Here is a 25449-nt window from a genome sequence, read left to right as displayed (position 1 = left end):
ACGACCCTCCGTCATCGACAAATCGCTACGGCCATCTGACACCCCGTCACCACACCTACCGGAGTTCCCGATTCCATTCACCGTCGATGTGGTGTTCACCACCACCACTACCGAGAGTGAGCGAAAACTCGCTCAGCGCATGGCACACGACCCGTCCGGACACGGACCGAACGGGCCGTCGACCCGCCTCAGCCCGCGCCGTCCAGCCCCGCGTCCCGGGCCAGCAGCGCCGCCTGCACCCGGTTGTCGCACCCCAGCTTGGCCAGGATCCGGCTGACGTACGTCTTCACCGTCGCCTCGCTCATGTGGATCCGGGCACCGGCGTCCGCGTTGGAGAGCCCCTCCCCGAGCAGGGCGAGAACCTCCAGCTCCCGCTCGGTGAGCACCTCCAGCCGCCGCCGGGCCTGCGCCCCGCGAGCCGCGGCCGGCCCGGCCTGACCGCCCGCCAGCGAGTCCACGATGTGCCGGGTCGCGGCGGGCGACAGGAACGCGTGCCCGGTGGCGGCCGCCCGGACGGCCTGGATCAGCTCGCCCGGCGCGGTGTCCTTCAGCAGGAAACCCGCTCCGCCGTCGCTCACGGCGCGCAACACGTTCTCGCGCTCCCCGAAGGTGGTGAGGATCAGCGCCCGCGCGCCGGGGGCGGCCCTCGGCAGTTCGGCGAGCGCCGTCAGGCCGTCCATCACCGGCATCTGGATGTCCAGCAGGACGACGTCCGCCCGGTGGGCCCGGGCCAGCTCCAGCGCCTGCCGGCCGTCGGCGGCCTCCGCCACCACGTCGATGTCCTCGGCGGAGGAGAGGATCATCCTGATCCCGGCCCGGATGAGCGGCTCGTCGTCGGCGACGAGGACTCGGATCACTGCTGGTCATCCCCTTGTACTGGTCCTGACGGTGCGCCACCGGACCGGCCGGCGGCGCCGGGGACCATCCTCACACCCCCGCCTCTCACTGCTTCACCCGGTAGTGCTGTTTGTCGACCAGCGCACCGTCCTTGAAGCAGAACCGGATGGCGTCGTCCTCGTTCCAGTTGCCCACCGGCGCGTCGGAGATGAAGTAGCGGCAGACCGAGCCGCTCGGCGGGGTGGGGCCGGTGCCCCGCAGGTTCTGGGTGAAGAAGTCGCTGCCGGGCGGCAGCAGCCGCTTCACCTCCTCCTCCGGGGTGCCGAGCCGGATCTCCTCGTACACCGCCCGCTGCACCGTGGCGTCCTGGGCGGACCGGACGAACCCGACGACGCCCCAGACCAGCAGCCCGAAGACGGCCACCAGCACCGCGACGCCCCCGATCGCGCACCCGATCGCCGGGCTCCGCCGCCGCGCCGGCGCGGGCCCGACCGGCAGCGCGCCGTCGAACGCCCACCCGGGCGCCCCCTCCGCGCCCCATGCGCCGTCCGCGCCGCCGTCCGAGGCCACGGTCCCGGCACCGCCCGCCCCCTCCGCGCCCTGGTAGGGCAGCACGGCCGCCAGCCGGAACCCCGCCTCGGCCGTCGGCCCGGCGTGCACCATGCCGCCGACCAGCCGGGCCCGCTCGCGCAGACCGGTCAGCCCCTGGCCGCCGCTGACCGCCGCCACCGCGCCGCCGGCGCGCACCCCCACCGGCTCGGGCGCCGCCGGATTCACCACCTCGACCACCAGCGCGTCCGGCTCGTACCGGAGCGCGACCGTGATCGGTGCGCCGGGGGCGTGCTTGTGCGCATTGGTGAGCGCTTCCTGAACGACCCGGTACGCCGCATGACCGGCGGACGCGCCCAGCGCACGGCGCTCGCCGTCCCGGGCCAGCGACACCACCGTGCCCGCCGCCCGGGAGGAGGCGACCAGCCCCTCGATCCCGTCCACCCCGCCCGTCCCGACGCCGCCGGCCCCGGCCCCGACGGCCGCGACGCCCGGCGGGCCACCCGCCGCGGCACCGGCCCCGGCACCCGGCACGGACGGCGTCAGCGACGACTCGTCGTGCAGCACCCCGACCACCTCGCGCAGCTCGCGCATCGCCGCGACCGCCGCCAGCCGCAGCACGCCGACCGCCTCCCGCTGCCGGTCGGTGAGCGTCCGGTCGACCTCCAGCGCCCCGGTGTGCACCGAGATCAGCGCCAACTGGTGGCCCAGGCTGTCGTGCATGTCCTGGGCGATCCGGTGCCGCTCGCGCAACCGCGCCTGGTGCGCGACCATCGCGCGCTCGCGCATCAACTGCTCGTTGCGCTCGCGCAGCGCGTCCATCAGCGCCCGGCGCTGCGCCCGGTAGCGGCCCCAGAGCGCGGGCAGCACCGCGAGCAGCAGGAAGCCGCCCAGCGAGAACCCGACGATGAGCTTCGCCGGCGCCTGCGCGGCGTCCTTCGCCACGCCCAGCAGCGTCATCAGTATCCAGCCGGCGGTGAACGAGCCGACCAGCACCGCGACCCGGCGCACCCGGGCACCGGCCGACCACCCGGCGCAGATCAGCAGCGGCAGCGGTCCGCCGCCGAGGCCGCAGGCCACCGCGGTGAGCACCAGCACGGTGGCCGGCAGGCCGCGGCGAAGGAGGAAGAGGACGGCGACCGCCGGCCCCATCACCGGCGCCAGGCCCGTGCGGCTGGCCACCTCGATCGGCATGGCGAGCCCACCGAGCAGCAGCGCGCCGACCAGCTCGCGGATCACCGGCCCGGCCCGCCAGGGACCGGGCAGCGCCGTCCGTACCGCCTTCGACCAGGCTCTTGCTATGACGTCCACCCGTCGAGGCTAACGAAACGGCGGCGCCGGGCACCGCCACCGTTCGTCGCGGCCGGGACCGACGAAAGTCGCTCCGCCACGACGGCCCGCACGCCGGGCTCAGCGGTAGGCGGTGAGCAGCAGCGCGATGTCGTCCACCCGGTGCGTGGAGCCGAGCTCGTGCAGCACCCGGTCGGCCAGCTCCTCCGGGCCCTCCGCGACCGCGGGCCGCCCGCCGCCCGGCCACGCCAGGGCGGCGCACAGCCGCTCCACCCCCGCGTCGATCGCCTCCGTCGGGTCCTCGACCAGGCCGTCCGTGTACAGCGCGAGCACCGAGCCTGGCTCCAGGGTCAGCGGGCTGACCGGGTAGGCGGCCGCCCCGTCCACGCCGAGCAGCGGCCCGCCGGGCACGTCCAGCGCCTCGGTCCGCCCGTCCGGGTGGCGCAGCACGGGCGGCACGTGGCCGGCCCTGGCGAACAGCGCGGTGCCCTCCCCCGGGGTGAGCCGGACCAGGCAGCAGCTGGCCAGCAGCCCGGGGTCGAGGTCGAGCAGCAGCTGGTTGGTGCGGGCCAGCACCTCGTCGGGCGGGTGGCCGCCGGTGGTGAAGGCGCGCACGGCGCTGCGCAGCTGGCCCATGGTGGCGGCCGCGCCGACGCTGTGGCCCTCGACGTCGCCGATGACCAGGCAGAGGTCCCGGCCGGTGACGATGGCGTCGTACCAGTCACCGCCGATCTCCATGCCCTGGGTGCCGGGCAGGTAGCGGGCCGCGATCCGGACGCGTTCCAGGCGCGGCAGCCGGTGCGGGAGCAGCGCCTGCTGGAGGCCGCGGGCCAGGGTGAACTCCGCGTCGTACAGCCGGGCGCGCTCCAGCGCCTGGGCGATGAAGCCGGCCAGCGCGGTGAGCAGGGCGCGCTCCTCCAGGGTGAAGACCCGGGGCCGGTCGAAACCGAGGATGCAGCTGCCGACCGGGTGACCGGAGGCGATCAGCGGCAGGAACGCCCAGGCCCCCATGTCGTCCAGGGTGAGTTCGGGGTAGGCGGCGGCCAGTTCGTCGACGGACTCGAAGAAGATCGGGGCGGCGCTGCTGATCGTCTCCGCGCCGGGGACCCGGGCGCCGACCGGGATGCCCTCGAAGCGGTCGAGGAAGCCGTCGGGGTAGCCGCTCTCCGAGACCAGGTGCAGCCGCTTCTCCCGGACGGCGTAGATGGCGAGCTCCTGCCCGCCGAGGGCCGGCAGGATCTCGTCGGCCACCGCGCGGAACACCTCGCGGGCGGTGACCGCCTCGCTCAGCGCGCTGGCCAGCTGGAGCAGGTGGTACATGGCGCCCAGGCCGGTCCAGGCGCCGGGCGGGGCGGGTTCGGCGGGCGGGGCGGCGGCGTCCGGCGGCGGTTCGGCGGCGATCACCCGGCCGGTGACGCCGTGCGCGTCGGGGTAGAGCGAGAACGCCAGCCAGCTGTCCGGGGGGCGCAGCGCGAGGAACGCGGTGGGCTGCTGGGAGAGCAGGGCGGCCCGGTAGCGGTTCTCGTACACCGGGTCGGAGAGCCAGGACAGCACCTGCCACGGATGGTGGCCGACCAGGTCCTCGCGGCGGGCCTGGAGCAGCAGCTCGACGCTGTGGTTGGCGTAGGTGATCCGGCCGTCCGGGTCGAGCGAGAAGACGCCGTCGCGCAGCCGTTCGACGGCGGCGGCCGCGGCGGTGCCGGTCCGGGTGTCGAGGACGGCGCCGACCAGCCGGCCCCACTGGCCGGTGCGGTCGTGCGGCACGCGGGCCCAGAGTTCGACGGGGTAGGGGTGGCCGTCGCGGTCCAGCACCCGCAGCCGGGCGGCGAGCACCCGTTCGCCGTCGAGGGCGCCGCGCACGGCCGAGCGGAACTCGGGCAGGTCGCCGGGGGCGATCCGGGCGGCGATCGAGTCGGCGCGGCCGTCGAAGTCGCCGGGGGCGAGGCCGAAGATCTCGCAGAACTGGTCGTCGGCGGTCACCGCGCCGGCCAGCACGTCCCAGTCGAACAGGCCCACCCGGGTGGTCGGCGCGGAGGGCGGGGTGAGTTCGACCACCGTGGTGTCGCCGTCCGGCTCCACCGGGTGGCCGTCCGCCGCCAGTGCGGCCAGGCCGTCGGCCAGCCGGTCGGCGACGGCGCGCAGGTGGCGGCGCGCGCCCTCGGGCACGCCGTCGCCCGAGGCCGGCCACAGCACGCCCAGCACCCCGTAGGTCTCCCCGCCGGAGCGGACCGGGACCCAGGCGGAGGCGAAGTCGTACGGCAGGCCGAGGGCGAACTGCGGGAAGCGGCGCATGGTGTCCTCGGTGTCGGCGAGCAGCACCGTGCGGCCGGTGCGGTAGCCGACCGCGACCGGCAGCGGGCCGGCGGCGGCGATCCGCCGGAACGGGCCGAGGACCGACAGCGGCACGCCCGCGACGGCGCACAGCACCAGCGAACGGCGGTCGCGGGAGCGCAGGTAGAGGGTGGCGCCGTGGGCCTCGGTACCGCCGAGCACCGTGCGCACGGCGGAGGTCAGCAGGGCGTCCCGGTCGCGCAGCAGTTGCTCCTCCGGGGACGGCCCGGCGTGCTCGGGGAGGCGGTGCGGCCCGGATCGCACCGCCCGGGCACCGCCGCCGCTCGGTCGCGGACCGGGCGGGTCCGCGGGCACACCCTCGCGCATCCTCCCTTGCTACGCCGGGCCCCAGGGGCTGTCAAGGCGAGCCCGGCGCCGGCCGGGGTGCCCGCGGGCCCCGGCTGCGCCACCATCGACCCCATGACGCGCCGCACCCCGGGCCCCGGCCCGACCACCGTGGTCAATCTGAAGGGCCACCGCGACGACCCCGCGTTCGCCGACGTGGTCTACGTGGGCCGGGCGATGCACCGGGGCGGCTGGCACCTCGCCGAGTCGCCGCTGCACTGCCCCTACCGCCCCGGCCCCGACCTGTCGCGTGAGGAGATGCTGGTGAAGTACCGCGCCCACCTCCTCGGCCACCGCGACCTGCTCGCCCTCGTCCCCGGACTGCGCGGCCACCGCCTCGGCTGCTGGTGCGCCCCGCTGCCCTGCCACGCCGACGTCCTGGCCGACCTCGCCGACCACGGCTCCCCCGCCTGACCCGCTCCGGGCGGCGCGGGCGCCGTTCGTATGATTGTCCGTCGGACGACACGGCGGAATCGGGGCGGACATGCGGAAAAGGCGCACTCCCTGGGCGCTCGGCTACTTCCTGACGGGCGGGGTGTGCCTGCTGCTCTCCATGGTGATGGCGGCGGGCGCGCGCCATGGGTTCCAGGTGGTCCCGGTCCTGCTGCTGGGCGTACCGGGTGCGGTGCTGATGCTTCGCGCGCCGAGGTTCGGCGTCTCCTACGGGCCGACCACGCTGAAGTACTCAGGCCTGCTCGGGACCCGCTCCCACGCGTGGGCGGACGTGCGGGAGGTGCGGGTGGCCGTCCTGAAGGGCAGCGTCTACTCCTCCGACGTCCCGGAGCTGGTGCTGGCCGACGGCCGGACCGACCCGCTGCTGGTGCTGCAGGGCCACAGCTGGGGCCTGGCCCGCAACCGCCGGGTGGCGCGGCTGGTGGCCGAGCTGGAGGCGGCGCGCGCGGCGGCCCCCTGACGCAGGGGCGCCGCCACCTGCGGGCTTGGGTATTCTCGCTGGACAGCGCAGCGTGGGAACGGCTGCCCCGGGGGAAACGAGTGGCGAGGCATGGGGTCGGGGGACGAGGCGTCCTGGCAGTGGGACGAGGACGACGGGGGCCGGGCCGCCGGCGCGCCCGCCGATGTGGTGAGCGGGGGCGACGGCGACGGACCCCGGCCTACCCGGCGGCGGCTGCTGACCGGGGCCGGGGTGCTGGCGGCGGGTGCCGCCGTCTGGGGGGTGTCACGCGCCGTCGGCGGGTCCGATCCCGCGCCGCCGAAGCCGCGGCCGCTGCCCACCCGGGTCGCCGGACCGGAGCCGGTGTGGGTCCACCAGGGCTCCGAGCCGATGACGCCGGGCCGGCTGCGCGGCCGGCTGTTCGCGCCCGTCTACGTCACCCGCGCCGGCCTGCACCTGCTGGACCCGGAGACCGGCGCCGTCACCGCCACCGTCGAGGAGCGTTCGCCGGGCGACCGCCCGGACGACTTCCCGCTGTTCGTCGAGGACGGCCGCCTGTTCACCGTCTCGACCGGCCACGTCGACGCCCGGACGCTGGTGGGCCCCACCGCGGGCTGGAGCCTGCCGCTGCCTCCGGAGTCGGGCGGCTCGATCACCCTGCTCGGCGGCGCCGGCGGCCAGGTGTACGGCCGCGTCGGCGGCGGGTCCGACCTGCGCGGCAGCCTGTTCGCGATGGACGCCGGCGGACGGGGCCTGACCTGGTCGCGCCGGGCCGCCGACCGCGGCGAGACCTCGGTCGCCGTGCTCGACACGGGCGCCGGCCGGCTGCTCGCCTGGGACGCCGAGCCGGCTTCCCGCGTCACGCTGCTGGAGGGCCTCACCGGCCGCCCGCTCTGGTCCACGGAGCACACCGGCACCAACTGGTCCGCCGTCGACCAGCGGCACGTCTACCTCCCGTCCGGTACGGGCGGCGTCCGGGCGCTGCGGTTCGAGGACGGTGCGCCGCGCTGGTCGGTGAACCCCGGCCGGGGCGAGGAGTGGCGCGCCCTGCCGCCGCTGAGCGACGGCTTCCAGGTGTACCTGCTGCGTGACAACGGCCTGGTCACCGCCCATGCGGCGGACGGCGGGGAGCAGCTCTGGCAGTACCGGCTGCCGTTCCGTCTCGACCGGCGCTGCCGCCCGCTGCTGACCAGTACCGGCCTGATCGTGCCCGGCCCGGCGGACGCCGGTGTGCACTTCGTCGAGACGGCGTCCGGCCGCCCGTTCACCACCTTCACCGACTCCGGCCCCGGGGTCGACGTCTGGTCGGTGTCCAGCGACGGCGTCCGGCTCTACGTGGGCCACGACACCATCCTCTACTGTCTGGGCAGGCTGCCCGTGCCCGGGGGCCTGGGGTCCCCCACCCCCGCCGGACGATGACCGACCCAGGATGGCGCCGTGCCGATTCGCCCGATCTCGCCCGACCGTCTCGTCGAACTGCTCGCCGACCGGATCACCACGCTGCCCGGGGCCGGGGAGCGGTGGCTGCGGGTGGCGGTGGACGGCGCCGCGGCGGCCCGGCCCGGAGTGCTCGCGGACGCCCTCGTCGAGCCGTTGCGGCTGCACGGCCTCCCGGCGCTGCGGGTCCCGGCGGCGGGCTTCCTGCGTCCGGCCTCGGTCCGGCTGGAGTACGGCCGGCACGACGCGGACGCCTTCCACGACCTCTGGCTCGACGACGGCGCGCTGCTGCGCGAGGTGCTGGACCCGCTGGAGCCCGGCGGCAGCGGCCGGGTGCTGCCCTCGCTGCGGGACCCGGTGACCGACCGCGCCACCCGCGCGCCCTACGCCGAACTGGCGCCCGGCGGGGTGCTGCTGCTGGACGGCGCGCTGCTGCTCGGCCGGTGGCTGCCGCTGGAGCTGACGGTGCACCTGGCGCTCTCCCCGGCGGCGCTGGCCCGGCGGACGCCGCCGGAGGAGCGGTGGACGCTGCCCGCCTTCGCCCGCTACGAGGCCGAGACCGGCCCGGCGGAGGCCGCCGACCTCACCGTCCGCTTCGACGACCCGCGCCACCCGGCCCTGGTCGAACGCCCCTGACCGCCGGGGCCGGGCCGCGCTGGCAGGACGGGCACCAGTACGCGGGCCGCTCCTGCGGCACCGGGCCGTGTTCCGCCGTCAGGACGGTGGCGCCGCAGCGCGCACAGGGCCGCCCGGCCCGGCCGTAGACCCACTGCTGGTGGCCGCGCCGGGTGTCGCCGGTGGTGATGTGCCCGGAGCGCAGCCGGTTGGCGTCCAGGAGCTGGTGGGCGCGGGCCACCAGGCGGTCGGTGCTCGTCAGTTCGCCGACCGGCGTCCACGGGGTGACGCCGGCCAGGTAGCAGAGCTCGTTGGCGTAGACATTGCCGATGCCGGCCAGGTTGCGCTGGTCGAGCAGGGCCTCGGCGACCGGCCGGCCGGGGTGGGCGAGCAGCCGGCGGACGGCCTCGGCCGGGTCCCAGTCGGGCCCGAGCAGGTCCGGCCCGAGGTGGCCGACGGCACGCTGCTCGTCGGCGGTGCGCAGCAGTTCGACGACGGGCAGCCGGTAGCCGACGGCGGTGCCGCGCTCGGTGCCGAGGACGGCGCGGACCTGGTGGAGCGGCGCGCCGGTCCAGCGTTCGCCGGGGCGGAAGACCACCCAGCGGCCGTCCATCCGCAGATGGGTGTGCAGGGTGAGGCCGCCTTCGAGGCGGGTGAGCAGGTGCTTGCCGCGCGGCACGACCTCCAGCACCCGGCGTCCGGTGAGGTCGGCGGTGGCGTGGGCGGGCACCCGCAGCTCGCCGGTGGTCAGCACCTGTCCGGCGAGGGCCTGGTGCAGGCGGGCCGCCGCTCGGTAGACGGAGTCACCTTCTGGCATGCCTCCATCCTCCCTCCCCTCGGCGGCCCGCCGCAGCCGAGCGGCCGGTTACGCCGCGTCGCCGCCGGCTCCCTCGCCGCCGCCCTCCTCGCCGGCGAGGCCGTGGCGGACCACGACCACCGGGCAGGGGGCGTGCTCGGTGAGGTGGCGGCTGACCGAGCCGAGCAGCGCGCCGGTGAACCCGCCGAGGCCGCGGCTGCCGACCACGACCAGCGCGGCGCCGCGGGCCGCGTCCAGCAGCGCCTGGGCGGCGTTGCCGGGGACCACCGACTCGGTGATCCCCACGTCGGGCCGGGTGCCGACGGCCTTGGCGACGGTGTCGGAGAGGGTCTTGCCGGCCAGTTCCTCGGGGTTGAACTCGGGGGCGGGCACGCTCGCCCCGGCCCATCCGTAGAACGCCGGGTACTCCCAGGCGGCGATGGTGTGGACGGTGCCGCCGGTCAGCCGGGCGTAGTCGACCGCCCAGCGCAGCGCCTTCTCCGAGGCGGGCGAGCCGTCCACACCGACGACGATCCTGGGGTTCGCGCTGTTGGCCATGCCGCTGCTCCTTGCTCGACGTGCTCCCTTGCCCTCCAAACTTAGATCAAGGGGGACATTTGTCCGCCAATTGCCGCGCCGAATGGTTCGTACACCTCTGAAACCACTGCCGGCGGGCGCGCGGCACCGCGGCCGCGCACCCGCCGGGATCCGGCCCTCCGCGCGGGGCGGTCAGGCCCGGTACGCGGCCCAGGAGTTGGACATCCGGGCGACCTGACCCGGGGTGAACTGCGTCATGCAGGAGTCGTAGGTGTAGTCCATGAAGTTGTGGATCGGGTCGACCCCGGTGGTCGTACAGGTGTCCCGGCCGGCCGGGCACTGGTAGGCGGCGCTCGCCTCGGCCGGGGTGTCGGCGACGTAGTCGCCCTGGCCGCTGCAGCCGCCCTGGAAGGTGTGGTAGAGCCCGAGCCAGTGGCCGACCTCGTGGGTGGCGGTGTCGCCCTCGTTGTAGTTGGTGGCCGAGCCGCCGGGGAACGAGGAGTCGAGGAGGACCACGCCGTCGTCGGTCGGGTTGGTCCGGTAGGAGCTCGGGAAGGTCGCCCAGCCGAGCAGCGACTGGCCGAGCTTGGCGCTGTAGAGGTTGAGGGCGTTGGCGCCGCCCTTGCGCAGCCTGGTCTTCATCGCCCGCTCGGCGGTGGAGCCCGGGGCCACGCCGTTGTACCAGGTGGCGTTGTCGGTGTAGTCGGTGGCGACCAGCTGGAAGCGGAACTGGGTCGCCGTGTTGCCCGCGCCCTGGCCGCCGTACGCGGCGTTGAGGACGTCGATCTGCCGGGCGATGGTGGTGGCCGACAGCCTGCCGGTGGCACCGGAGTGCACCACGTGCATGTAGACCGGGACGGTCGTGGTGGCGGCCAGCATGCCGGGCGCGACCAGGGCGCCGCCCTGGGTGGCCTGCGCGAGCTGGCCGAGCCGGGCCTGGAGGTCCGCGTCCATCGCCTTGGCCTGGGACTCGGTGACGGCGTTGGGCTCCGGGGAGGTGGGGCTGCCGGCGGGCTTGCGGGCCGCGGCGTCCTCGGAGCTCTCGCCGGTACAGACGGCGGCGGACGGGGCCTGCGCGGGCGCGCCGGCCGCGTTGATCGTGGCCGGCGCCACGAACTGGGTGAGGCCGAGGGCGGCGACAACGGCCGCCGCACCGAGGAAGCGGTTGGTGGCACGCGAGGGGACACGGGCGGAACGACGCATCTGCGCTCCTGTGGTGTGGTGGGGGACAGCGGCTGAGGGGGACCGCCGAGCCACAGGCTACGCAGGGTTGCGTGTACGCGTCAGACGCGTTCCGGCCTGGAACTTCTGACGACAAATCAGACATAATCCGGAAGTTTGAGCGGTCAGATCGCGCCGCACATGGAGGATTTCCCGTCGCGCACCTGCGCACAGTACCGGCCCCGGCCTGTCCGAAACGTGACACCCCGTCAACCCCGCGCAGTGGTGCGGCGGCCGGCGGAACGGGACGAACGGGGTGAACCGGGCGCCCGAACCGCCTCGCCGAGACTACGACGCCACGAAGACGATCTCCCGCAGGGCACGCGCACCGGCCCGGTCGAGTACCACGGCCGACGCACAGCCGGCGGGCGGGCGGCCCGTCCCGGCCAGCCGCCGGTGCAGCCGCCGGGCGGCGTCCCGGTGCCGGGCGAAGGCGTACGAGGAGACGGCCTGCCCGCGGGCGCGCTGGCCGTCGCGGGCCTCCTCGGCGCTGGCGTCCAGCAGGACCAGGTGCACCCGGCGCCCCTGCTTCTCCGCCATCCGCACCAGCCACTGGCGCACGTACGGCACCGCCCCGCAGTCGTGCACGGTGAGCGGGCCGCCGCCCAGCACCGCGCGCCGCAGCCGCCGGTAGTGCGCGATCCGCACCAGCGGGCGGTACACCGCGTACGGCAGCCAGGCCGGCATCCGGGCCGCGTACTCCTCGCGGACCAGCTGCGAGTCGATCAGCGGGGTGCGCACGCAGCGGCGCATCAGCGTGCTCTTGCCGCTGCCCGGCAGCCCGGAGACCACCAGCAGGTCGCCCGCCGGGTAGTGCAGCGCCACCGGCCGCCCCCGCCCGGGCCGGGCCTGCCGAAGGTCCTGCAAGCCGTTCGGGCGCAGCACGCCGGCGGCCGGCCCCGCCGCGACCTCCGGGCAACCGGCCCGGAGCGCCGCGGACGTCCGGTCGAGGACCGTCCTGGAGACCTGCACGTCCGCCATCGAAACCCCCTGCATCCCCGCCGGCCCGGGCTCTCCCGGACCCGCTTCCCGAAGAGCCTTCCCCCTTCAAGAGCGAGTAAAGACTAGTGGTCAGACCGGGTCCGGGCCGAGCCCTTTACCGCCCCGGGTACGTCACAGAAACGCACCGGGACTGTTACAGCGGCCCGGAGGGCGGTGGGTTCAGCCGAGCTGCGGGGCGATCCGGGAGGCGATCAGCTCCAGGTGGTCGAGGTCGTCCAGGTCCAGGACCTGCAAGTAGATCCGCTGGGAGCCGGCGGCGGCGTAGTGGCCGATCCGCTCCACGACCTCGTCCGGGGTGCCGGCCAGGCCGTCGGCCTTCAGCTCGTCGACGTCGCGGCCGATCACGGCGGCCCGGCGGGCCACCTCGGCGTCGTCCCGGCCGACGCAGACCACCAGGGCGTTGGAGTAGACCAGGTCGTCGGCCCGGCGCCCGGCCTTCTCGACGGCCTCGCGGACCCGGCCGAACTGGGCGGCGGTCTCCTCGGCGGGGACGAACGGCAGGTTGAACTCGTCGGCGAAGCGGGCGGCCAGCGCCGGGGTGCGGGTCGGGCCCTTGCCACCGACCAGGACCGGGATCCGCGCCTGGGCCGGCTTGGGTAGCGCCGGCGACCCGCTCAGCGAGTAGTAGGTGCCGGCGAAGTCGAAGGTCTCGCCGAGGGCGGTGTTCCAGAGGCCGGTGACGATCTCCAGCTGCTCCTCCAGCCGCCCGAACCGCTCCTTGGGGAACGGGATGCCGTAGGCGGTGTGCTCGGCCTCGAACCAGCCCGCGCCGAGGCCGAACTCGACCCGGCCGCCGCTCATCGCGTCGACCTGGGCGACCTGGATGGCGAGCACGCCGGGCAGCCGGAAGGTGGCGGCGGTCATCAGGGTGCCGAGGCGGATGGTGCTGGTCTCGCGGGCGAGGCCGGCCAGGGTGATCCAGGCGTCGGTGGGGCCGGGCAGGCCGCTGACCCCGCCCATCCTGAGGTAGTGGTCGGAGCGGAAGAAGGCGCTGAAGGCCCCGAGCTCCTCGGCGGTCCGGGCCACCCGCAGGAGGGTGTCGTAGCTCGCGCCCTGCTGGGGTTCGGTGAAGACACGAAGATCCATACCGGCCATTCTGGTACGGACCGGCCCTTGATCACGGGTGGATTGCCACACGGGTACCGGCGGGGGCATCGGCGGACGGCCGCGCCGGGCCGCGCCGGGCCGCACCGGGCCGCTCCCCCGGCGTGGCCAAGGTCTCAGCCCGGAACCGCCCCGGGCGGCCGGGGCCGCGCCCGCGCTCGCCTACCGTGGACGGATGTTCGCCACGCCCGACGAGTCGGACCGGGACTCCCCCGGCGGCTCCCCCGACCCGCGCAACCGGCCGGCCGGCTGTCCGCTGCCCCGGATCGTCACCGCCTTCACGCCCCGGCTCGCCGAGTTCGCCTTCGAGCCCGGCTTCACCGCGGCGGTCGACCAGCACGCCGCCGAGCTGCGCGAACTGCTGTACGCGCAGGGGCCGGAGCTGGCGCCCCGGCCCCTGGACCGTGAGGAGTTGTCCGACTACGCGCTGGGCTTCCTCGACGCGCTCGCCGAGATCGGCTGGCGCGAACCGGTCGGGTACGACTACGCGGTGCACCGGCTGACCGCGATCTGCTGGCTGGTCCGGCAGGACGGCCTGCTCACGGCCTGAGCGGCGCGGGTGCCGCGCGGCCCGGTGCGGGTCAGCCCGGCTGCTCGCCCGGCCGGCCGGGGTCGATGCCCGGGGCCGGCGGCGGCGTGGCCGGGGTGGTCGGCCGGGCCGGCTGGTTGGCCAGCGCGTCCGAGCGGCCCGCCTGGTAGGCGCTGCCGCGCAGCTTGGCGGTCTCCTGCTCGGCGCTGTCCAGCCAGCGCTCCCAGCGCTGGCGCATCGGGATGATCAGGCCGCCGCCGACGCCGACGATCAGGATGCCGGCGATCGAGGCCAGCACCGCGACCAGCACCGGTCCGGTGATCGCGGTCGCGATCCCGGCCTGCCCGAGCGCCGCGACCACGCCCAGCAGCACGATGAACGCCCAGGCGATGGTGGCCACCGTCCGCCCGTAGGCCGCACCGGAGAGCGCGTTGCGCACGATGTCGCGCACCGCGTTGGCGATGGCCATCGCGACGACCACGATGACGACCGCGACGATGCCCCTCGGCAGCCAGGCGACGATGCCGTTGATCATCAGGCTGATCGGGTTCGGGCCGAAGACGCCGAAGGCCAACTGGAGCGCCATCAGCAGGATCGCGTAGTAGACGATCTTGCTGACGATCCCGGTCAGGTCGTACTTGGAGCCCTCCAGGTGCCGGGCGATCCCCGACCGCTCGGCCACCCGCTCGGACCCGACCCGGCGCAGCACCCGGTCGAGCAGCCGGGCGATGGCCTTGGCGACGAACCAACCGATGACCAGGATCGCCAGGAAGGCGATGAACTGGGGGATGAACTTGGCGACCTTCGACCAGGCCTCGGTGAAGCCGGACCCGAAGTCGACGGACAGGGCGAGCTGCTGGGCCACGGGAGTCCTCCACTCGGCGAAGCCGCGCCGGGAGCGGCGCGGGACCCCCCCTCCCTTCGTGGATAACAGGGGTCCCGCGGGCCCGCACGCCCCGGCGGCCCGCGCTTGGCCTCCCCGGGTGAACCCGCTCGGGGCACGGGGGCGTCCCCGCCGCGTGCGGCCGGCACGTACAGTGGCGGTCCAGGCGGACGACGGGCGGGGAGCGGGAGCGGAGCGACGTGGGCGACGTGGGCGACGTGGGCGACGTGGGCGACAACCGTACGGGCGGCGGCGGCCACCGGGCGCTGGTCTGGCACGGGCTGCCCGAGCGGCCGGGCGCGGCGGTGCTGGTCCTGCACGGCGGACAGGAGCACGGCCTGTCCCGGCCCGGTCCGCTCAACCTGCCCGGACTGCGGATGACCGGCTTCGTGCACGCGCTGCGCCGCGAGACGGCGGGCGCGGGTGTGGCGGTCGGCACCGTCCGCTACCGCCACCGGGGCTGGAACGGTGAGCGGGCCGACGCCGCCAGGGACGCCGTCGCCGCGCTCGACGACCTCGCCGAGGAGCTGGGCCCGGTGCCGACCGTCCTGGTCGGCCACTCGATGGGCGGGCGGGCCGCCCTGCACGCGGCCGGCCACCCCACGGTCACCGGCGTCGTGGCGCTCGCCCCGTGGTGCCCGGCCGAGGACCCGTGCGAGCAATTGGCCGGCCGCGACGTCCTGATGCTGCACGGCGACCTCGACCGGATCACCTCCCCCGCCGACACCCGCGCCTTCGCCGCCCGCGGCCGCGCGGCGGGCGCCCGGGTCTGCGGCTACACCGTCGCCGGCACCGGCCACACCCTGATGCGGCGGATCGGCGACTGGCACCGCGCCACCGCCCGGCTCTCCGCCGGGCTGCTCGGGCTGTGCGAGCTTCCGCCGGAGGCCGCCGCCGCCCTGGCGCTGCCCGCCGCCTCCGGCGAGTCGCTCGGCCTCCTCCTCCCCGCCCACCCCCGCACCGCACCGCCGCGCCCCCCGTTCCGCCCGCTGCCCACCGACGCCTGAACCGGCCCGGCCCGCACGGGCGTTCCGGCCTGAACGCCCTCCGGCGGAGGGTATTCTGATGGACCGTCGGAGCGGATCTTCAAAGGGACGGGCCCGGTGGCCGAAACGGTGACGATCGATCTCGGGGACGGCACGACCGTCCGGGCCGAGGTGATCGGCGAGGTGAACTTCCAGCAGCCGGACGGCGCTTCGCCCAAGCGCGACCCCTTCGGCGACGCCCGGCTCGGCGGCGGGGCCCGCCGCGCGACGGAGCAGCTGGGCGAGGCCGTCGCCCTGACGCTGGACCAGGTGCGTGCCACCGTGCAGGGCGTGGGCCGCTGGGCGGCCGAGAGCATCGCCGACGGCGCGGCGGGTTCACCGGACGCCTTCGAGGTCGAGTTCGGCCTCAAACTGGCGGTCAAGTCGGGCCAGTTGCTCGGGGTCATCGCCGAGGCGGGCGGCGAGGCCGGGCTCACCGTCCGGCTCTCCTGGGACCTCGCCGAGCGCCGCCGGCAGCGGGCCGCCCACGAGTCGTCCGCGCTCCCCGGCGCGACCGTCGCCGAGTGACCGGAACCGCGCCCGGCCCCGTCCGGCCGGAGGCGCTGCGTGACTGCGCGGTCATGGTCGAGGTCGCCGGCGGCTTCGCCGGTTGCGGATTCCTGGTGGCGCCCGGCCTGGTCGCCAGCGCGGCGCACGTCCTGGTGGAGGCCCGGCGGGAGGCCGTCCCGGTGACCGTGCGGCACGGCTCGGGGGTGCACGCCGTCGCGGCCGGGGCCGTCCGCCTGTTCCCGGACACCGGCGACGGCGGGCGGTTCCACCCGTTCCCCGACCTCGCGCTGCTGTCCGTCCCCGGCCTGACCGGCCACCGGGTGGCGCCGCTGGCGGGCGGCCTCCCCGAACCGGGCGCCCGGCTGACCGCGCTCGGGTTCTCCACCTACACCCCGGACCTGGGCACCGCCCGCCCGGACACCCTCGCCCTCCGGGTCGTCGGCCCGGCGGGCGACTACGTGCGGGTGAGCGGCGACGGCGTGCGCGACGGGCACAGCGGCAGCATGCTGGTCGGCGCGGACGGGGCGGTGCACGGGGTGCTCAAGGCCAGCCGCTCCTACGAGCTGGACCAGGGCGGCTGGTTCACCCCGGCCCGCGCGCTCCGTGCCCTGCTCGTCGAGTCGGGGGTCGAGGTGCCGGGGCCGCTCCCGGCCCCGCCGCCACCGGGCGACGGCGAGCTGGTGGCCGCCCTGATGCCCTTCCCGGTCCTGCAACGGCTCGACGGACGGTTCCTGCTGCTGGACGCCATGAGCCGGGCACTCGGCGTGCCGTACGCCTTCGAGGTGGCCGAACATCCCACCCAGCGCCTCCATCTCCACGGCATCGTCCGCGGCTGCCGGAGCTTCCGCGACGGGCGCGTCGCCCTGCGGGCGCTCGTCACCGCCGTGGAGGAACTGGCCCCGGACGACGGCGCGCTCGACGAACTGCGCCGGCTGGTCGGGCGGGCGACCGGCGACCGGGAGAGCACGTGAGCGGAGCAGCACCGGCGCCGCCGCCCGCGAGACCCTGGGCCGTGGAGGCGGACCAGCTGCTGGCCGACGTCCTCCTCGGCTGCGACCGGATGCGCCAGCACGCCTTCCGCCAGCACGTCGTGGCCGCCATGGGACGGTCCGCGACGGCACCCGGCATCGACGCGGACATCGCCGAGGACGGCCGACCGCGCGACCACGTCTGGAACCTGATCGGCGCCGTGGTGGCGTTCGGCGACCCCCGGGCGGCGCTGGAGTCCCTGCGCGACGCGCTGCACACCCTCGCCCCGGACGACCGCGCGCTGCCCTGGCTGGACCTCACCGCCCTGCTCCTGACCCGCGAGCCCGAACGGTACTTCACCGAACTGCTCGATGTGGTGGCCGAGTTGCACCGCCTCCCGGCGCTCCCCGGGCTCCACCGGCACGTCCCCGAGGACACCGGCGGGCTGCGGAACCTCACCGGCGAGGAGGGCCTGCCCGAACTCCTCGGCCGCCTCGTCGACCGCCGCGACCCCGACGTCCTCGGCCCGCTCACCGGCTTCCTCCGCTCGCTCGGCGCCGACCCGGTCGTCACCCGGTGCACCGGACTCCCGGCGCTGCGGCGCTTCGTCGACCGGTACGGCGGGCCCGAACCGGCGCCCGGCGCGGCCGCGCCCGGACACCGGCTGATCGTCCAGGTCCGGCTGGACGAGGAGACCCCGGAGCACACCGGCGACACCCGGTACCGGCTGCGCCTGACCTACTACCGCCAGCCGCTCACCGGCGGACGGTTCCAGCGCGCCCACGGCCTCCCGGCCACCGAATCGCTCACCCGGAGCGAACTGGTCTCCGTCGGCGGCACCCGGCTCGCCCGATGGGCCGAACTGGCCAGGGAGATCCGCGGCAAGGCCGTCCGGATCGAGTTCCTGCTCCCCCGGTCGATGCTCGGCCACGCGGCCGAACTGTGGTCCTCAGGACCCACCGGACGGCCGCTCGGCCACCACCACCCGGTGGTGGTCCGCTCGCTGGAGCGGTACTCCGACCCGCTGGTCAACTTCGAGGCCTGGCAGGCCCGGTGGGCGCAGCTCGGCAGCCCGGCGGCCGGCCCCGGCCGGATCGACGCCCTGGACCGGATCGGCTGGCCCCCGCTCGACCCGGCGCGCGCCGCCGAGCTGCCGGACTGGATCGCCGAACGCCCCGCGCTGTCCTGCCTGGGCCTCGACGTGCCGTACGACCAGCTGCCCGCCGACGTCCAGTACGCCGTGGACGACGCGATGTACCTCGACGGCATGCCGGTGCTGCTCTGGCGGCGGGTGGCCGGCGAGGCGGACACCCTCGTCAAGGCGCTGCGCGAGTACCGGCCGGCCTGCCTGGCCGACCTGCCCGACACCGTCCACCGCTACCGCCGGCAGAACCGCGGCCGCCCGCCCGACCCGCAGCACACCGTCACGCTGCTCTGGGAGGACCCGGACTGCGTGGACCCGGACCAGGACAGCCCGTTCCCGGGGATGGTCGGATGACCGCCCGTCCCCGCGGAGCCGGGACCACGCCCAGCGAGGCAGGAGCAGACATGGCCGAGGACTGGTGGATCTACCGGGGCACCGGCGTCCGGCACGACGGGATCGGCCGGCTCCCCGGCGCACCGGCCTGGCGCGCCTCCGCCGTCCCGGTCGGCGCCGGGCAGGAGCCGCCGCAGGAGCCCGAGGCCAGGCTCGGCAGGGCCCGGCAGGCCGCCGCCTACCAGGCCGACGAGCGGGAGGTCCACCTGGTCAACCTCGCGCTGCACCTGCGGCGTCCGCTGCTCATCACCGGCAAGCCCGGTGCCGGCAAGTCGACCCTCGCGCACGCGGTCGCCCACGAACTGGGCCTCGGCCCGGTGCTGCGCTGGCCGATCACCAGCCGGTCCACCCTGCGCGACGGGCTCTACAGCTACGACGCGATCGGCCGGCTGCACGAGGCCGGCCTGCGGCGGGAGACCGCGGACCACCGCCGCCGTCCGCTCCCCAATCCCCATGAGGAGGCACCCCCGGCGGCCGAGGGCCCCGACATCGGGAGGTTCCTGCGGCTCGGCCCGCTCGGCACGGCGCTGCTGCCCTGGCGGGTGCCCCGGGTGCTACTCGTCGACGAGATCGACAAGAGCGACCTCGACCTGCCCAACGACCTGCTGAACGTCTTCGAGGAGGGCGAGTTCGACATCCCGGAGCTGGCGCGCCTGGGCCCGGGCGACCAGTGGGTCGGCACGGCCGACCACGGCCGGACGGCCGGCGTGCTGGGCGGGGTCGTGCGCTGCGCGCAGTTCCCGCTGGTCGTGCTCACCAGCAACGGCGAGCGCGAGTTCCCCGCCGCCCTGCTGCGGCGCTGTGTGCGGCTGGACATCCAGCCGCCGAGCGCGGAACGGCTGACCGCGATGGTCGCCGCCCACCTGGGCGAGGAGACGGCCGCCGACGCGGCGACCACCGCGCTGATCGCCGAGTTCCTCCGCCGCCAGCAGGAGGAGGGCGCCGAGCTGGCCAACGACCAGCTGCTGAACGCGCTGCTGATGGCCCGGCGCGGGCTCTGGGACAGCGGGCGGGGGCACGACCTCCTGCACGACGTCCTGCTCCGCCCGCTCAACGAGAACTGAGCCGGGTGGTGGCCTCGTCCGCCCAGGAGAGCCTGCGGGCCGCGCTCACCCGTCTGCTCGTCCCGGCGGACGGCGGGCCGCCGACGGCGGACGACCTCGCGGACGTCCTGTGGATCGCCGGGCTCGCCGGGCTCGCCGGGCTCGGCGCGTCGGCGGCGTCGGAGCAGCCGCCGTCGGAGCAGCCGCCGTCGGAGCAGCCGCCGTCGGAGCAGCCGTCGCCGGCCGGGGAGCCGACGGGGCCCGACGACCGGCCGGAGCCGCCGGCCGCCGAGCGCCCGCCGCCGCCCGCCGACCGGCCGCCGCACCCGGTCGGGTTCGGCCCGCCGCCCGAGCGCCCGTCCGCCGGCCCCCGGGCCGCGCTGCACGCCCTCGGCGGCGGCCACGGCCCGGGCGGCGTCGGCGCGGGCGGTCACACCGTCCAGGTCACCCAGCCCCCCGCGCTCGGCGACCCGCTCGCCCTGGCCCGGGCGCTGCGCCCGCTGCGGCGGCTGACCGATGCCCCCGGCGAGCCGCTCCTGGACGAGGAGGCGACCGCCGAGGCCACCGCCGAGACGGGCATCCTGTTCCCGGTCCGCAGGCCCGCCCGGCAGCTGCACTTCTCGGTCGACCTGCTGGTGGACACCGGTGCCACCATGGCCGTCTGGCACCGCCTCGGCAGCGAACTGAGCGCCCTGCTGGAGCGCCACGGGGCCTTCGCCGACGTGCGCGGCTGGGCGCTCGGGACGGACACGGAGGTGCCGACACTCGCGCCGCTCCGCCGCTCGCACCGCCGCCGTCCGGCCGCCTCCCCCGTCGCCCGGGCCGGCTGGGAGCGGCCGCTCAAGGACCCGACCGGCCGCCGGATCCTGCTGGTCCTCACCGACGGCGTCGGCCCGGCCTGGTACGGGGGCGAACTGCCCGCCTTCCTGGCCGCCTCCGCGGCCGTCCGCCCGACGGCGGCGCTCCAGGTGCTGCCCCGGCGGCTGTGGCACCGCACCGGGCTGCGCACCGCTCCCGTGGAGGCGCGGGCGTCCGGCGCGGGCCGGCCGGTCCCGGCCTTCCGCTCGGAGGCCGCGCTGCCCGGCGTCCCGCGCGGCGCCCGGGGCGCCGCCCGGCGGGCCCGGGTCCGCTGGCTGCCCGTCCTGGAGGTCGACGCCGACTGGCTCGCCCCCTGGGCCGGACTCACCGCAGGCCGCACCTCCGGCTGGACCCCGATACTGGCCGCCCCGCTCGACGCCGAGCTCCGCCCGCAGCGGCCGGCCGGCCCCGCCGAGGACCCGGCCACCCCCGCCGAGCGCGTCGCCCGCTTCCGGGCCGGCGGCTCGCCGACGGCGTACCGGCTGGCCTGCCACCTGTCGGCGGCGCCGCTGAGCCTGCCGGTGATGCGGCTGGTGCAGCGGGCCACCGTCCCGGAGTCCGTGCAGACGGACCTGGCGGAGCTGTTCGTCTCCGGCCTGCTCGAACCGCGCGGGGAGGCCGCCGGGGACCCGGACGAGCAGGTCTACGACTTCCGGCCCGGCGTGCGCGAGGAACTGCTCGCCGAGCTGACCCGCACCGAGTCCGTGCACGTGCTGGTGGACGTCCTCGCCAAGGTGTCCGGCCGGGTCGCGGCGACCTTCGGCGGGACGCTCGACTTCCGCGCCCTGGCCACGCCGGCCGGGGGCGGCGCGGCGCTGGAGGAGCGGAGCCTGCCGTTCGCCGAGGTGGCGGTGGCGGTCCTGGCGGGCGCGGGCGGCCGGCACGCGGAGGTGGCGGCACGGCTGACCGAGGCGCTGGAACGCGCGCCGCGCGGCGAGGCGGCGGCGCCCGGGCCCGGGCCGCACAGGTGGGAACTGCTGACCCCGGTGCCTCCTGTCCAGAGCCCGCCCGATCCCCCGGCCATGATCGGCCGCCGCCACGAGCTGGCGACCCTGGCGGCGGCCTTCTCCCCCACCCGGGACACCGGGCGGCCCGCCGTGGTGGTCCTCGCCGGGGCCCGTGGGATGGGGCGCCGGCGCCTCGTCCAGGAGTACGTGCGCGCCCACGGCGGGCGGCACCCGTTCGTCCACTGGATCGACGCCCGCCGGCCGGGCTCGGTCTCGCAGGGGCTGGAGCGGCTCTGGCAGGCCCTCGCCCCGTCCGGCGCCGTGTTCGACGAGGCCTCGCTCGACCCGCTGTGGGAACGGCTGGCACGGCACCGGGACTGGCTCGTCGTCCTCGACGGCGTCCCCAGGGGCACCTGGACAAGCGACGCCCGGCTGCCGTTCTTCCTGCCCCGGCTCGGCCGGGGCTGCGTCATCGTCACGACCGAGTCCGTCGGTGCCTGGCAGCACCGGGCCGCCGTGATCGTCCCGGTGCGCACGCTCGGGGAGGACGAGCTACGGCAGGAACTGACCGAGCGGCTGGGCCGGTCCCACGACCCCGGCGACCACCGGCAGGATCGGGCCCTGCGTCGCCTCGCCCGGCGGCTCCCGCGCATCCCGAGCGAGCTGGCCGCACGGGACCTGGACGCGGAGCTGGCGGCCGCTCTGGCGGAGTCCGACACCGCGGCCGACGAGTGGAACACGGTCTCCGGCGGCGTCACCGTGGGCTCCGTGATCCAGGGCTCGACCATCAACGTCCACATGCCGCTGCGCGCCCCCATGACCTCCCTGCCGGCGAGGTCCGGCGCCTTCACCGGTCGCGAGGCGGAACTCGACGAGCTGATCCGGTTCCTGACGCCCGTCGAACCGGGCACCCGCCCCTACCGCTCGGCGCTGGTCTCCGGCATGCCCGGTGTCGGGAAGTCGGAGCTCGTCGTCCAGGCCGCGGGCGAGGCCCTGGAACGCGGCTGGTACCCCGGCGGCGTCCTCTACCTCGATCTGGCGGGCAATCGGACCGACTCCGGCCTCACCACCGGGCCGGCCCTGGAGATGCTGCTGCGTGCCCTCGGCGCCGACCCTTCGGAGGTCGCGGCAGACCTCCAGGACCGCATCGCCCGCTACCGGAGCAGCCTCGTCTCCCACGCCCGCTCGGCCGGGCCCGTCCTGGTGGTCCTCGACAACGCGGCCGACGCCGCCCAGGTGTCGCCGCTGCTCCCGGTCGACGGCTTCGTCACCGCCCTCGTCACCTCGCGGAGCACGCTGCCGCTCGACGCCCGGCTGTTCGACGTGGGCGTGCTGTCCGCCGACGCCTCGCTCCGGCTGCTGGAGAACCGCCTGCGGTGGCTGCGGGGGAACGACACGCGGATCACGGGCGCCCCCGACCAGGCCGAGGCCCTGGCCGGGCTGTGCGGCGGCCTGCCGCTGGCGCTGACCATCTGCGCCCGCCTGCTGGCCGACGCTCCCACCCGCCCGCTGAGGTCCCTGGTCGAGCGGCTGAGCGACCCCCGCGTCCGGCTCGACCGGCTCAGCCGCCAGGACCAGAGCGTGCGGGCCGCCCTCGGCGCGTCGTACCGGCGGCTCCCGGAGGACCAGGCGCGGCTCTTCCGGTTGCTCTCGGTGTTCCCGCATCCCGATGTGACGACGGAGGCCGCCGCCCGCCTAGCCGACCTCGACGTCCCGGCGACCGAGGACCTGCTGGCGGAACTGGCCCTCACCCACCTCGTCGACGCCGCCCCGACCTGGGGCCACTGGTCGGTCCATCCGCTGGTCACGCTCTACGCCGTCGGTCTGCGCACGGAGCACGCCGACAACCAGGACCACGCCTTCGAGCGCCTGCTGGCGCACTACTGCTCGACGGCCGAGGCCGCCGTCCACCACCTCGACCACGGGTTCACCGGCCGCTTCCACGGGGCCGAGGAGATCGTCGCCTGGCTGGAGGCGGAGCGTCCCGTCCTGTTCCCGCTGGTCCGCTTCGCCGCCTTCACCCTCGCGACGCCGCTGACCACGCTCCTGACCCGGGTACGCCGCTTCGACGACCTGGCCGTCGTGGCGGACACCATGCTCGACATCCTCCGCCGGGATGACAACCGCGACGACGAGGCATGGTTCCTGGCGCATCTCCGGCGCGAACTGGACGGCGTCCGGCCCTGGTCCGACGATGTTCCCGAGGACCAACGCGCCGCCTTCGACCGGCTGGTCCGGCTCGGCGACGAGACGCGGACGGCCGAGGCGCTGCACGTGTCCCTGCACCTGGCGGGAGCCGACGCCGGGCCGGGCCGCCAGATGGTGGCGGAGGTGCTGCGCGACCTCGTGGGCGACCTCGCCGCGGCCGACCTCGGCACCGGTCTCCGGTTCACGATCTCCGATTCGCCCGACCCACTGAGGACGGCCGCCGCCATCGTCATGGAGCTGTGGCAGCGCCTGCGCGCCCGTCCCCCCGTCAGAAGGTCGCTCGGCCTGGCCATCTTCTCCGGGCCGCACCGGGACCAGGCACCCGGGGCGCGGGAGCTGACTGCCCGGCTCGAAGACATGCTGTACTCCCCGAACATGCCCATTGCCGCACTCGTCATCTCCAGGAGCGTGATGGAGACCGTTCGTCGGCGGATCGGGGCGGCCACGACCGTCTTCACCCCGGTCGCCGACGGGGAGGCGTACCTGTTCACCGGCGGCGTCCGCCTCCTCCTCATGGGCCTCGCCCGCTCCGCGGCCGGGAGCGCCGACGGCCCCCGGCCGGGACCGGACGGACCCACCGATGTCAGTGGCGTCTGATCCACTGTCCCTGCACCGGAACCACCGAGCAGACAGGAGCCGCCGGCCATGGGCGTGCTGACCGATTACTTCCGCGCGGCCGACGACGGCGCCGTGCTCGCGGCCCTCGACGACGCCGAGGGCGGGCCGCTGGTCGGGGGCGCGCGGGCGGTGTTCGACGGGGTCGAGGCCAAGGGCGTGGACCCGGTGGTCGTGCTGGGGCAGCTGATAGCCGTCGCCCGGCGGGTGGAGTGGGAGGTCCGCCTGGTCGGCGAGACGCCGGTGTGGCCGACCACGCCGCCGCCCGGCCGGGAGGGACCGGTGGACGAGGACGCCCCCTGGGCGACCGGGCCGTGGGTGATGCGCCTCGACCGGCCGGCTCGGGACACCCTCGCGGACCTGCCCGCCGAGGAGATCCCGGACGTCAGCGCCCGGTGGGCGGCGGCGGCCGATGAACTGCCGGACGCGGACGGCGAGTACCTGCGGCCCTTGGTCGAGGAGCTCTCCGGACTCGCCCGCCGGGCCCGTGAGGCGGGTGAGGACCTCTACTGCTGGACGTGCCTGTAGGGCGCCCGATACTTCACGAGGAGAAATATTCAGGTTCACCAGGGCGTTACCCGGGAATGCGCGCGGGAAGGGCCCGCGCGGTCGAGAACAGGAGCCGCCCCGTGCGCGTCGAGGTCTGGAGCGACATCAACTGTCCGTGGTGCTACATCGGCAAGGCGCGGTTCGAGAAGGCCCTGGAGGCGTTCCCCCACCGGGAGGATGTCGAGGTGGTCCACCGGTCGTTCGAGCTCGACCCCCGGGCGCCGCACCAGGCGCGGGCGGTACTGCCGGTGATCGCCGCCAAGTACGGGATCGGGCTGGAGCAGGCGGCGGCCGCCGAGCGGCGGGTCGCCGACACCGCGCGGGCGGAGGGCCTCGCGTACCACGGCGAGGGACGCGACGGCGCGAACACCTTCGACATGCACCGGATGCTCCACTTCGCCGCCGGGCACGGACGGCAGGCGGCGCTGCTGGACCTGCTCTACCGGGCCAACTTCGCCGAGGAGGCCTCGGCCTTCGCGCCGGGACGGCTGCTGGAACTGGCCGTCGAGGCCGGACTGGACGGCACGGAGGCGGCGCGGGTGCTGGCCGACCGGTCGGCGTACGCGGACGCGGTGCGCGAGGACGAGGCGACGGCGAGCGCCATGGGCGCCACCGGTGTGCCGTTCTTCGTGTTCGACCGCCGGCTCGGGGTCTCGGGCGCCCAGCCGGCCGAGACCTTCACGGCGGCGCTGACCCAGGCCTGGGACAGCCGGACGGTCATACCGCTGGTCGGCATCGGGGAGACCACCGCAGAGGCCTGCGGCCCGGACGGTTGCGAGGTGCCGCGGCACTGAGGGCGGGCGGATGCGCGATGCTGGCC

General features: G+C 76.0%; 22 protein-coding genes. 13 read left to right on the top strand and 9 right to left on the bottom strand.

What is annotated here, in order from left to right:
- Positions 1 to 188: 188 nt before the first annotated feature.
- From ACFZBX_RS08385 to ACFZBX_RS08375, 3 genes are all read right to left on the bottom strand, one after another.
- Entirely contained in the window at positions 189 to 857 is a 669-nt protein-coding gene (locus ACFZBX_RS08385; RefSeq protein ID WP_391532197.1) for a response regulator, read from the bottom strand.
- A gap of 85 nt (positions 858 to 942) precedes the next feature.
- Complete coding sequence (locus ACFZBX_RS08380; RefSeq protein ID WP_391532195.1) at positions 943 to 2697, bottom strand: sensor histidine kinase; 1755 nt, start codon at positions 2695 to 2697, stop codon at positions 943 to 945.
- Positions 2698 to 2796: 99 nt separating this feature from the next.
- Complete coding sequence (locus ACFZBX_RS08375; protein WP_391532193.1) at positions 2797 to 5271, bottom strand: SpoIIE family protein phosphatase; 2475 nt, start codon at positions 5269 to 5271, stop codon at positions 2797 to 2799.
- A 156-nt stretch (positions 5272 to 5427) separates the two neighbouring features.
- On the opposite strand from ACFZBX_RS08375, the gene ACFZBX_RS08370 reads away from it, so the two are divergent.
- From ACFZBX_RS08370 to ACFZBX_RS08355, 4 genes are all read left to right on the top strand, one after another.
- On the top strand, positions 5428 to 5766 hold the full coding sequence (locus tag ACFZBX_RS08370; protein WP_391532192.1) for a DUF4326 domain-containing protein: 339 nt from the start codon (positions 5428 to 5430) through the stop codon (positions 5764 to 5766).
- Positions 5767 to 5836: 70 nt separating this feature from the next.
- Complete coding sequence (locus ACFZBX_RS08365; protein ID WP_391532190.1) at positions 5837 to 6265, top strand: hypothetical protein; 429 nt, start codon at positions 5837 to 5839, stop codon at positions 6263 to 6265.
- Positions 6266 to 6355: 90 nt separating this feature from the next.
- The gene (locus ACFZBX_RS08360) at positions 6356 to 7663 is read left to right on the top strand and encodes a PQQ-binding-like beta-propeller repeat protein (RefSeq protein WP_391532188.1); all 1308 of its coding nucleotides are present in this window, start codon (positions 6356 to 6358) and stop codon (positions 7661 to 7663) included.
- An 18-nt stretch (positions 7664 to 7681) separates the two neighbouring features.
- Positions 7682 to 8317: a uridine kinase gene (locus ACFZBX_RS08355; RefSeq protein ID WP_391532187.1), complete on the top strand. Its 636-nt coding sequence runs from the start codon at positions 7682 to 7684 to the stop codon at positions 8315 to 8317.
- On the opposite strand, the gene ACFZBX_RS08350 is transcribed toward ACFZBX_RS08355, so the two are convergent.
- The 5 genes from ACFZBX_RS08350 to ACFZBX_RS08330 all read right to left on the bottom strand — a co-directional run bounded on the left by ACFZBX_RS08350 (position 8265) and on the right by ACFZBX_RS08330 (position 12938).
- Positions 8265 to 9113: a DNA-formamidopyrimidine glycosylase family protein gene (locus tag ACFZBX_RS08350; RefSeq protein WP_391532185.1), complete on the bottom strand. Its 849-nt coding sequence runs from the start codon at positions 9111 to 9113 to the stop codon at positions 8265 to 8267. The genes ACFZBX_RS08355 and ACFZBX_RS08350 overlap by 53 nt on opposite strands.
- Positions 9114 to 9161: 48 nt before the next feature.
- Complete coding sequence (locus ACFZBX_RS08345; protein WP_391532183.1) at positions 9162 to 9650, bottom strand: universal stress protein; 489 nt, start codon at positions 9648 to 9650, stop codon at positions 9162 to 9164.
- Between the two features lie 171 nt (positions 9651 to 9821).
- Positions 9822 to 10832, bottom strand: a complete 1011-nt coding sequence (locus tag ACFZBX_RS08340) for a zinc metalloprotease (RefSeq protein WP_391532182.1) — start codon at positions 10830 to 10832, stop codon at positions 9822 to 9824.
- Positions 10833 to 11138: 306 nt separating this feature from the next.
- Complete coding sequence (locus ACFZBX_RS08335; RefSeq protein WP_391532181.1) at positions 11139 to 11831, bottom strand: AAA family ATPase; 693 nt, start codon at positions 11829 to 11831, stop codon at positions 11139 to 11141.
- A gap of 180 nt (positions 11832 to 12011) precedes the next feature.
- Entirely contained in the window at positions 12012 to 12938 is a 927-nt protein-coding gene (locus ACFZBX_RS08330) for an LLM class F420-dependent oxidoreductase (RefSeq protein WP_391532179.1), read from the bottom strand.
- A 193-nt stretch (positions 12939 to 13131) separates the two neighbouring features.
- On the opposite strand from ACFZBX_RS08330, the gene ACFZBX_RS08325 reads away from it, so the two are divergent.
- A complete protein-coding gene (locus ACFZBX_RS08325; protein ID WP_391532178.1) occupies positions 13132 to 13506 on the top strand; it encodes a DUF6401 family natural product biosynthesis protein in 375 nt (124 codons plus the stop codon).
- A gap of 31 nt (positions 13507 to 13537) precedes the next feature.
- Here ACFZBX_RS08325 and ACFZBX_RS08320 read toward each other — a convergent pair whose 3' ends face one another.
- Complete coding sequence (locus ACFZBX_RS08320) at positions 13538 to 14350, bottom strand: hypothetical protein (protein WP_391532177.1); 813 nt, start codon at positions 14348 to 14350, stop codon at positions 13538 to 13540.
- Between the two features lie 218 nt (positions 14351 to 14568).
- Here ACFZBX_RS08320 and ACFZBX_RS08315 point away from each other — a divergent pair, with 218 nt between their 5' ends.
- The 8 genes from ACFZBX_RS08315 to ACFZBX_RS08280 all read left to right on the top strand — a co-directional run bounded on the left by ACFZBX_RS08315 (position 14569) and on the right by ACFZBX_RS08280 (position 25423).
- Positions 14569 to 15375: an alpha/beta hydrolase gene (locus ACFZBX_RS08315; protein WP_391532176.1), complete on the top strand. Its 807-nt coding sequence runs from the start codon at positions 14569 to 14571 to the stop codon at positions 15373 to 15375.
- A 108-nt stretch (positions 15376 to 15483) separates the two neighbouring features.
- Positions 15484 to 15921 (top strand): CU044_2847 family protein, encoded by a 438-nt coding sequence (locus ACFZBX_RS08310; protein ID WP_391532175.1) that lies wholly within the window; start codon positions 15484 to 15486, stop codon positions 15919 to 15921.
- Positions 15918 to 16874 carry a trypsin-like peptidase domain-containing protein gene (locus ACFZBX_RS08305; RefSeq protein ID WP_391532173.1) on the top strand — a complete coding sequence of 319 codons (957 nt, stop codon included), beginning with the start codon at positions 15918 to 15920 and terminating at the stop codon, positions 16872 to 16874. Before ACFZBX_RS08310 ends, ACFZBX_RS08305 begins: the two co-directional genes overlap by 4 nt.
- A 41-nt stretch (positions 16875 to 16915) precedes the next feature.
- Entirely contained in the window at positions 16916 to 18370 is a 1455-nt protein-coding gene (locus tag ACFZBX_RS08300; RefSeq protein ID WP_391532171.1) for a hypothetical protein, read from the top strand.
- A 50-nt stretch (positions 18371 to 18420) separates the two neighbouring features.
- Positions 18421 to 19473 carry an AAA family ATPase gene (locus ACFZBX_RS08295; protein WP_391532169.1) on the top strand — a complete coding sequence of 351 codons (1053 nt, stop codon included), beginning with the start codon at positions 18421 to 18423 and terminating at the stop codon, positions 19471 to 19473.
- Positions 19474 to 19481: 8 nt separating this feature from the next.
- Positions 19482 to 24062 (top strand): SAV_2336 N-terminal domain-related protein, encoded by a 4581-nt coding sequence (locus tag ACFZBX_RS08290; RefSeq protein ID WP_391532167.1) that lies wholly within the window; start codon positions 19482 to 19484, stop codon positions 24060 to 24062.
- 48 nt (positions 24063 to 24110) lie between these two features.
- Positions 24111 to 24608: a hypothetical protein gene (locus ACFZBX_RS08285; RefSeq protein ID WP_391532166.1), complete on the top strand. Its 498-nt coding sequence runs from the start codon at positions 24111 to 24113 to the stop codon at positions 24606 to 24608.
- 101 nt (positions 24609 to 24709) lie between these two features.
- Positions 24710 to 25423 (top strand): DsbA family oxidoreductase, encoded by a 714-nt coding sequence (locus ACFZBX_RS08280; RefSeq protein WP_391532165.1) that lies wholly within the window; start codon positions 24710 to 24712, stop codon positions 25421 to 25423.
- Positions 25424 to 25449: the final 26 nt, after the last annotated feature.

The organism is Kitasatospora sp. NPDC008115 (genome assembly GCF_042957205.1).
In the GTDB taxonomy this organism is placed as follows: domain Bacteria; phylum Actinomycetota; class Actinomycetes; order Streptomycetales; family Streptomycetaceae; genus Kitasatospora.
This window is presented reverse-complemented; position numbering and strand designations above follow the sequence as displayed.